An 8,555-nucleotide genomic window follows, 5' to 3' on the forward strand; every position below is an offset into this window, starting at 1 on the left:
ACAACCATCGAATTCCTCAACGCGCCCTCAACCACCAGACCCCCATCGAGGCCCTGAAAAAATGGCACGCCTCACACCCCAAGCTCTTCACAAAACGTGTGAATGATCTCCCGGGGCTTGACACATACTCTGCACGAGATTCCTCCCAACGGCCAAGGCATTGCGGCCCAGATGGCACTGGGCATGCTGCAGCAGTTCGACCTGGCGGCCTTGCCCATCGACAGCGCGGCCTGCCAGCACTTGCAGATCGAGGCCATCAAGCTGGCCTTTGCCGACCTGCACGCCCATGTAGCTGAGGCCAGTCACATGCACCTGCCCGTCAGCAGCCTGTTGGACCGCGACTACCTGGCGCGGCGCGCGCGCCTGATCGACCCACGCCGTGCCCAGCACTTTGGCCCCGGAACCCCGCCCAAGGGCGGCACCATCTACCTCAGCACAGCCGACGCCAGCGGCATGATGGTCAGCTTCATCCAAAGCAACTACATGGGCTTTGGCTCGGGCGTGGTGCTACCGGAATGGGGCTTGTCGCTGCAAAACCGCGGCCATGGCTTCAGCTTGGATGCGGCGCATCCCAATGTCGTCGCGCCCGGCAAGCGGCCCTTCCACACCATCATCCCGGGCTTTTTGAGTCGCAACGGACAGCCGCAGATGAGCTTTGGCGTAATGGGTGGCCACATGCAGCCGCAAGGCCATGTGCAAACCCTGGTGCGCATGCTGTGCCATCGCCAAAACCCGCAGGTGGCGTGTGACGCCCCGCGCTGGCGCTTTGAGCAAGGCCTGAGCCTCTCGCTAGAGCAGGGTGCGCCCGAGGCCCTGCGCGCAGGCTTGGCGGCCCTCGGCCATCAGCTCACCGACATCACCGACCCCGGCCAGTTTGGCGCCGGGCAGTTCATCTGGCGGGATGACGCGCACGGCGGAGGCTACATTGCTGCCAGCGACCCACGCCGTGACGGCGCCGCCGTGGGGTTCTGATGCGCGTCGCCGATCTGCCCCTGGCGTGGCGCACTGAGTTCATCTTGCACCGCTTTGATGGCCAGGTGCGGGAGGAGGCCGATGCCATCATCGTCACCACGCCCAGCGCCCCGACCTACTATTGGGGCAACTTTGTGTTGATGGCCGCAGCGCCCAACGATGCGGATATCACCGCGTGGTGTGCACGCTTCGAGCGCGAGGTGGCCGCAGGGCACCCCGAGGTTCGGCATATTGCGCTGGGCTATTTGGGCGACGAGCCTCCAGGCCCAGCCTGGGCGCAAGCGGGCTTTGAGTACAACGTCAATGTGGCCTTGGCGGCCCAGCGACATCAGGTCGACTGGGCACCACTCTCTGTACCGGGTGAGTTTCGGGAAGTGGTCTCCGAGGCTGACCATGCCGCCGCCCTGGACTTGCAGAGCCTGGACTGCTGGGGTTTTGAGCCCGAAGGGTATCGCCGCTTCAGGGCCGCGCAGATGGCGCGCATTCGCCTGATGAAGGCCCAAGGCCAAGCAGCTTGGTTTGGCTGGTGGCAGGGCGGTGAGCTGCTGGCCAATTGCGGTTTGATCTGGGCGCCAGGCGACTGCGTGGCACGCTTTCAGTATGTGCTGACCCACCGCGACCACCGCCGCCAAGGTTTCGCCCGCGCGCTGGTGCAGGCGGTCAGCCGCTATGCTTTTGACACCCTGGGCCGGCAGCAGGCGGTGATCTGTGCCGACCCTGCCGAAGTTGCCATTCACCTTTACCAATCGCTGGGCTATGTGCCCGTCGACCGCGCCCACAATCTGCAGCGGCGCGCACCGCAAGATAGGGCATGAGCCAGGCTCAAGTCAGCAAGTCCTTTCGTGCCATCCTGCCGGGGCTGTTGCTGGCCCTGCCTTTGTTCTTGCTGCTGGCTTGGGTGGCTGGCCGGGGTAAGCCGCCGCTGACCCGGCGCGACGTGCTGGCCATTTGGGGCTTGGGCTTCAGCGGCTATTACCTGGCCAGCTTGCTGGACTTCATGGGTTTGGCCTACATCAGCGCTTCTCTAGAGCGGCTCATTTTGTATTTAGGCCCCACCATTGTGTTGGCGCTGTCGGTGGCCTTTCAAGGCTACAAGGTGACTTGGCGGCATGGCGTGGCGCTGGCCATCAGCTATGGCGGCACGGTGCTGGTGTTTGGGCAAGAGCTGCACCTGCAAGGCGCGCATGTGCTGCTGGGTGCGGCCTTGGTGTTTGGCAGCGCCATCAGCTATGCCATCTACATGGTGGCCAGCGGCGCCATGGTGGCGCGCTTGGGTTCTTTGCGGCTGGTGGGCTTGGCGTCCAGCGCCGCCTCGGTCTTTTGTATTGCCCACTTTTTGCTGGCCAAGCCGCTGTCGGCGGCGCTGGTACCGATGCCGGTGGTGTGGCTGTCGGTGCTCAATGCCACGGCTTGCACCGTGGCCCCAGTGCTGATGGTGATGATGGCCATCGAGCGCCTGGGCGCGCCTTTGGCTTCTCAGGCCGGCATGATCGGCCCCATGGCCACCATCCTCTTGGGGGTTTGGATCTTGGGTGAGCCCTTCACGCCCTTGGTGCTGGTGGGCACCAGCTTGGTCTTGTTGGGCGTGTGGCTGCTTGCCAAGTGGCGCTAGGGTAGGGTGTTGGGTGCTTGTTCTCAGCGCCTTGCCGACACCACAATGCCCAGCACGATGAGGCCAAACGCCGTCAGGTGAAACCACTGCGGCCACTGGCCCAGCAGGGCCGCTGAAAAAATGCCCGCAAATACGGGGGTGAGGTTGCCAAAGAAGCCCGCGATGGCGGGCCCTACGGCACCCACACCGATGCCCCAACTGCGATAAGCGATCAGGCTCGGCCCCACCGCCACAAACAGCAAGATGGCCCCGACCTGCCAGCTCCAGTGCCATTGCTCGGTGCTGACGCTGGCCTCGATGCCGGTGGCCAGGGCACTCCAGCCCAGGCCAAACACCATCTGCACCATCAAGAAGGCCGCCCAGTCCCAGGCCGGGCGCTGCTCGCCCTGCATGTGGGCCGGGGGCCGGGCCAATTGCCAGCTGTAGACGCACCAAGTAAAGATGGCCAGCAGCATCAAAAGATCGCCCGGCACAAAGTGCAGGCTCAGCAAGTTGGCGGGGTCACCTCGCGCGATCACCAAGACCACGCCCAGCATGGAGAGTGCCGCGCCGAGCAGGTCGGCCGGGCGCGGACGCACGCCGTAGAACACCGCCCCGATGGAGAGCATCCAGATGGGCGAACTGGCCGCAATCAGCGTCACGTTCAAAGGCGTGCTGGTGTGCAGTGCCATGTACTGCAGCGCGTTGTAGCAACCCATGCCCAGCAGACCCAGCAGCGAGAGATAGCGCCAACGCTGGGCGATGGCCTGGCGCTCGCGCAGCACCGCGCCTGCCAGGGGCAGCAGCAACACGAAGGCAATGACCCAGCGCGCCAAGTTCATGGCCACGGGCGGAATGCTGCCCACTGCCATGCGCCCCACCACGGCATTGGCCGCCCACATCAGCGGGGCCAGGGTCAGCAAAAGCGCGATGCGCGGGCTCAGAAGCTGTGGGGTGTTGGACGACATGGGCTGCAAGCATAGCCGCCGCCCGCTAAAGTCAGCCCATGACGTTGAAATTCAATCAATGGCGCTGGGGCTTGCTGGCCCTGGCTTTGGTGGGCGGTGCACTGTGGGCTGCCGCGCAGCCGACCGACAACCCGGCCTACAACCCAGCCAAGTCTCACCATACCCCCAACGGCTTTCAGAACCGCTATGGCGGCAACGAGATCAAGAGCCAGTGGGAGGTGATGAAGTGGCAGTTCTCGCGCAGCAACCCTCCGCTGCCCGATCCACCCCTGCCCACCACCACGCCCGACTTCAACGCCCCTGGCCCCAGCACCACTTGGCTCGGCCACTCCACCATGCTGGTGCAGATGGGGGCCTTGCGCTTCATCACCGACCCGCAGTTCTCCGAACGCGCCTCACCCGTGCAGTGGGCCGGGCCACGCCGCGTGGTGCCGCTGCCTGTGGAGGTGGCGGCCTTGCCCAAGCTCGACGTGGTGCTGATCTCCCACAACCACTACGACCATCTGGACACGGCCTCGGTGCAAGCGCTGGCGGCGCAGGCCGGTGGGCCGCCGCTGTTCATCGTGCCACTGGGTGTGAAGGCCTGGTTTGCCGAGCACGGCATCCGCAACGTGGTGGAGCTGGACTGGTGGGACCGCCACCGCGTCGGCGCAGTGGAGTTTGTCTTCACCCCCGCCCAGCATTGGTCCAGCCGCACACCCTTTGACCGCCGCGCGACCCTGTGGGGCGGCTTTGCGGCCCTGGCGCCAGACTTTCACCTGCTCTACACCGGCGACACTGCCTACAGCCCCGACTTCGCCGATATCCGCGCGCACTTCCAAGCGGAGCAAGCCCAAGGGGGCTTTGACCTGGCCCTGGTGCCCATCGGCTGCTATGAGCCGCGCTGGTTCATGAAGAACCAGCACATCAACCCCGCCGAGGCGGCGCAAATCCACCTGGACCTGGGCGCCAAGCAATCCATCGGCGTGCACTGGGGCACGTTTGAGGGCTTGTGCGACGAGCCCCTGGACCAAGCCCCCAAAGACCTGGCCCAAGCCCGCCAAGCCTTGGGCGTGGCTGACAATGCCTTCACCACCCTTCGCCACGGTGAAACCCGCACCTGGCCTACACGATAGGAGACAGACCACATGACCCACCCTAGCCGCGCCATCCGCATCCAGGCCTACGGCGGCCCCGAGCAGCTTGAACTGGTGCACACCGAAGTGGGCGAGCCTGGCCCTGGCGAGATCCGCATCCGCCACCATGCGGTGGGCCTGAACTACATTGATGTATACCAGCGCACCGGCCTCTACGGCAACCCACTGCCGCTGGCCTTGGGTATGGAGGGGGCGGGCGTGGTCGAAGCCGTGGGCGAGGGCGTGAGCCACCTGCAAGTGGGCGACCGCGCCGCCTATGCCAGCCAGCCGCCCGGCAGCTATTGCGAGCGCCGCGTGATGCCCGCCAAGTGTGTGTGCAAGCTGCCCGACGCCATCAGCTTTGACGAAGGCGCGGCCATGATGCTCAAGGGCCTAACCACACAGTACCTGCTGCGCCAAACCCAGCCCCAGGGCGGGCTCAAGGCGGGTGACTTCATCCTCTTTCATGCCGCTGCCGGTGGCGTGGGCCTGATCGCCTGCCAATGGGCCAAAGCCATGGGCCTGCAGATGATTGGCACGGCGGGCAGCGACGACAAATGTGCACTGGCTCGCGAACTGGGTGCCAGCCACACCATCAACTACCGCAGTGAAGACTTTGTGGCGCGGGTCAAAGAGATCACCGGCGGCCAAGGCGTGAAGGCCGTGTACGACTCGGTGGGCGCCGACACCTTCATGAAGAGCCTAGATTGCTTGCAGCCCTTCGGCCTTTTGGCCACCTACGGCAATGCCTCGGGCAAGGTGCCCCCGCTGGACATTGGCGTGCTGGCCGCCAAGGGCTCGCTCTATGTGACCCGCCCCACGCTCTTCACCCACATTGCCACCCGCGAGCGCACCCAAGCCATGGCCGATGATCTGTTTGCGATGGTCACCAGCGGCCAGGTCAAGATCCGCATTGACCAGCGCTACAAGCTCGAAGACGTGGCCCAGGCCCACCGCGACCTGGAAGCCCGCAAGACCACGGGGTGCACGATTTTGACGGTGTGAGGGGGGCGGCTGCGTGGGCGGCCACACAATCGAATTACAAGGCGTCTAGCGGTGAACGGCCGATAATCGCCCGTAATTTTTCGCCATGGCGAATTGAGCTGGTCGATCGGGGTCATCTTTTTCGCTGAGAGGCGAACGTAGACCTTGAATATGGCTCCAGCCGCCTGCCCCGCACAATGAATCTCGTCAAATCTAAACAACGTGTTGCTGACCATGGGGAAGTCTTTACCCCGCCATGGATGGTTGAGGCCATGCTCGACCTGGTGAAAGACGAAACCGAGCGCATCGACTCGCGTTTTCTGGAACCTGCTTGCGGCAGCGGCAACTTCATCAGCCGCATCCTGCAGCGCAAGCTGGCGGCAGTAGAGTTGAAGTATGGTCGGTCTGACTTCGAGCGGCAGCACTACGCGCTATTGGCTTTGATGTGCATTTACGGCATCGAGCTGTTGTCCGACAACGTGGCGGAATGCCGAGCCAATGCTCTGGCGATCTTTGCGGAATACACCAGAGTGAGCGAAAGGGATGACCTGTTTCGTGCAGCCTCTCATGTACTGACCTGCAACGTGCTGCACGGCGATGCACTCACCATGCGCTCGCGGGCAGGCGAGCCTATCCTCTTTGCCGAGTGGGGTTACTTAGGCAAGGGCAAATTCCAGCGACGCGACTTCCGTCTCGACGTCCTCATTGGGGCATCAGATTTCAGCTCCGAAGGTTCGCTGTTTGGCAAGCACGACATCTTCACGCCCATCAAGACCTACCTGCCCATGACCGTACGCGATCTCTCGGCTACGGGTGAGAGTGAATCTACAACGGAGACCTTGTGAACCAGCAAGTCAGTTTCAAGCCGCGTGGGCGCAATCCCGATGTCCTGACCTGCATCGCGAACTTGTCTAATGACGAAGTCTTTACACCGCCTGAGTTTGCGAGCCGCATACTCGATAGGCTGGCCCAGGCCTGGGCGGAAGACCATGGCGGTGCAGACCTGTGGGCCGACCCCACGCTCTGCTTCCTCGACCCATTCACTAAGTCGGGTGTGTTTCTTCGAGAAATCACTAACCGCTTGGTCAAGGGGCTCGAAGAAAAGATGCCGGACTTGCAAACTCGCGTGAATCACATTCTGACGCGGCAGGTGTTTGGCATCGGCATCACCCGACTGACCAGCCTACTGGCGAGGCGTAGCCTTTATTGCTCCAAACAAGCCAACGGACCGCACGCGGTGGCCGAGGGATTCAACACCGAGGCCGGGAACATTTGGTTTGAGAGGGTGGAGCACACCTGGGTGAAGGGAAAGTGCACTTTTTGCGGCGCCAGCCAGGGAGCACTGGATCGTGGTGAAGACATGGAGACCCATGCCTACGCCTTCATTCACACCCAAGATATCAAGACTCGCATGGCCGAGTTGTTTGGAGATGAAATGCAATTCGATGTGATCATTGGGAATCCACCATACCAGTTGAGCGATGGTGGCTACGGCACCAGTGCAGCGCCAATCTACCAAATGTTTGTAGAGCAAGCCAAGCAATTGGAGCCCCGCTACCTATCAATGATCATTCCTGCGCGGTGGTTTGCGGGTGGCAAAGGGCTAGACGAGTTCAGGGAGTCGATGTTGGCGGATGATCGCCTTCGGTCCATTGACGACTACTTGAGTGCCTCCGATGTGTTCCCCGGAGTGGGCTTGAAGGGGGGGGTGTGCTACTTCCTTTGGAATCGTGATCATCGTGGTGACTGTCAGGTCAGCACACATTTCAAGGACTGGCCGGTATCGACGGCTACACGTCACCTTGCGGAAGAGGGGGCGGATGTCTTCATTCGATTCAACGAAGGACTTTCAATTCTGCAGAAGGTAGTTGAAAGCGAGGGGCAGGGCGCTCCTGGCCTTGCCCTGCCTGCCAACAAGAGATTCGATGTGTTAGTGAGTTCACTCAGACCGTTTGGTTTCCGAACATTTTTTCGAGGGCGGAAGAATAGTAAAAAGGGTGACATCGCGATCTACCAAAACGGTGGCATAGGGTTTGTTAGCCGGGCGGAAGTTGAGATTGGTGCGGAGTTGATTGACTCGTGGAAAATCTATATTGGTCGCGCCGCTCCTGGAACGGGTAACCGCGACACTTATCCACATCGCATCCTCAGTACACCTTTCGTTGGCGAGCCAGGCAGCATCTGTTCAGAAACGTACCTCTGCATCGGGCCGTTCGAGTCCAAGGAGCAAGCGGAGAATGCGCTGTCGTATTTGACATGCCGCCTAACTAGGCTGCTCATCCTGCTGCACAAGCCTTCGCAAGACACCACTCGCAAGGTGTACACATTTGTGCCTAAGCAAGACTGGAGCCGTCCGTGGACAGACGTTGATCTGTACAGCAAGTACGGCATCTCATCTGAAGAGATTGACTTTATCGAAAAGGTCGTTCGTCCGATGGATTTAACTCCAGATTTGTTGGGTGACCTGGCTGTGGGTGATGCTGATGGTGAGTAAGCCGACAATTGACGAAGTTCTTGCTCCCAAGCCTGTGGCAAGTCCGCGCATTTACGCTTATTCCATCGATGACTCCAGCCACCAAGGGCTCCTCAAGGTCGGCCAGACCACTCGCAACGTAGCATTGCGTGTTGCCGAACAGCTCAAGACTGCAGCCATTGAGAACTACCGCATAGTATTGGATGAACTTGCTGCGCGCGACGATGGTTCGATCTTCACCGATCACGAGGTGCGCGCTGCTCTCGTTAAGCGGGGACTGGATAAATCGAAGTTGGAATGGGTGCGCTGCACGGTGGATGACGTTACCTGATTAGGCATGAAGCTCAGCCAAGCCCCGGATAGCACGCTGAGGCAATGGGGTTGCTCGCACCACATCGGCAATCAGTTGGATGACCAAAGCGCGGAGATCGAGGCGGCGGTTGAACCTGTAG

8 protein-coding genes and 1 pseudogene are annotated in these 8,555 nt (G+C 61.7%); 8 read left to right on the forward strand and 1 reads right to left on the reverse strand.

The window, feature by feature from the left end; genetic code table 11:
* Positions 1 to 123 precede the first annotated feature (123 nt).
* The 3 genes and pseudogenes from ACIQ3Q_RS21750 to ACIQ3Q_RS21760 form a co-directional block, all read left to right on the forward strand.
* Positions 124 to 972: pseudogene (locus ACIQ3Q_RS21750) on the forward strand (gamma-glutamyltransferase family protein); the annotation flags it as partial.
* The gene (locus tag ACIQ3Q_RS21755) at positions 972 to 1,787 is read left to right on the forward strand and encodes a GNAT family N-acetyltransferase (protein ID WP_396271332.1); all 816 of its coding nucleotides are present in this window, start codon (positions 972 to 974) and stop codon (positions 1,785 to 1,787) included. The pseudogene ACIQ3Q_RS21750 and the gene ACIQ3Q_RS21755, both read left to right, overlap by 1 nt.
* Entirely contained in the window at positions 1,784 to 2,584 is an 801-nt protein-coding gene (locus tag ACIQ3Q_RS21760; RefSeq protein WP_396271333.1) for a DMT family transporter, read from the forward strand. Before ACIQ3Q_RS21755 ends, ACIQ3Q_RS21760 begins: the two co-directional genes overlap by 4 nt.
* A gap of 23 nt (positions 2,585 to 2,607) precedes the next feature.
* On the opposite strand, the gene ACIQ3Q_RS21765 is transcribed toward ACIQ3Q_RS21760, so the two are convergent.
* Complete coding sequence (locus ACIQ3Q_RS21765) at positions 2,608 to 3,531, reverse strand: DMT family transporter (protein ID WP_396271334.1); 924 nt, start codon at positions 3,529 to 3,531, stop codon at positions 2,608 to 2,610.
* A gap of 38 nt (positions 3,532 to 3,569) precedes the next feature.
* Here ACIQ3Q_RS21765 and ACIQ3Q_RS21770 point away from each other — a divergent pair, with 38 nt between their 5' ends.
* From ACIQ3Q_RS21770 to ACIQ3Q_RS21790, 5 genes are all read left to right on the forward strand, one after another.
* Positions 3,570 to 4,646 carry an MBL fold metallo-hydrolase gene (locus ACIQ3Q_RS21770; protein WP_396271335.1) on the forward strand — a complete coding sequence of 359 codons (1,077 nt, stop codon included), beginning with the start codon at positions 3,570 to 3,572 and terminating at the stop codon, positions 4,644 to 4,646.
* 12 nt (positions 4,647 to 4,658) lie between these two features.
* The gene (locus ACIQ3Q_RS21775; RefSeq protein WP_396271336.1) at positions 4,659 to 5,651 is read left to right on the forward strand and encodes a quinone oxidoreductase family protein; all 993 of its coding nucleotides are present in this window, start codon (positions 4,659 to 4,661) and stop codon (positions 5,649 to 5,651) included.
* A 176-nt stretch (positions 5,652 to 5,827) separates the two neighbouring features.
* Positions 5,828 to 6,475, forward strand: a complete 648-nt coding sequence (locus ACIQ3Q_RS21780; protein ID WP_396271337.1) for an SAM-dependent DNA methyltransferase — start codon at positions 5,828 to 5,830, stop codon at positions 6,473 to 6,475.
* Entirely contained in the window at positions 6,472 to 8,124 is a 1,653-nt protein-coding gene (locus tag ACIQ3Q_RS21785; protein ID WP_396271338.1) for an Eco57I restriction-modification methylase domain-containing protein, read from the forward strand. Before ACIQ3Q_RS21780 ends, ACIQ3Q_RS21785 begins: the two co-directional genes overlap by 4 nt.
* Positions 8,108 to 8,434: a GIY-YIG nuclease family protein gene (locus ACIQ3Q_RS21790; RefSeq protein WP_396271339.1), complete on the forward strand. Its 327-nt coding sequence runs from the start codon at positions 8,108 to 8,110 to the stop codon at positions 8,432 to 8,434. The genes ACIQ3Q_RS21785 and ACIQ3Q_RS21790 overlap by 17 nt, the downstream gene beginning before the upstream one ends.
* The last annotated feature ends 121 nt before the right edge of the window (positions 8,435 to 8,555 follow it).

Source organism: Ideonella sp. (assembly GCF_044358605.1).
Lineage (GTDB): Bacteria > Pseudomonadota > Gammaproteobacteria > Burkholderiales > Burkholderiaceae_C > Ideonella.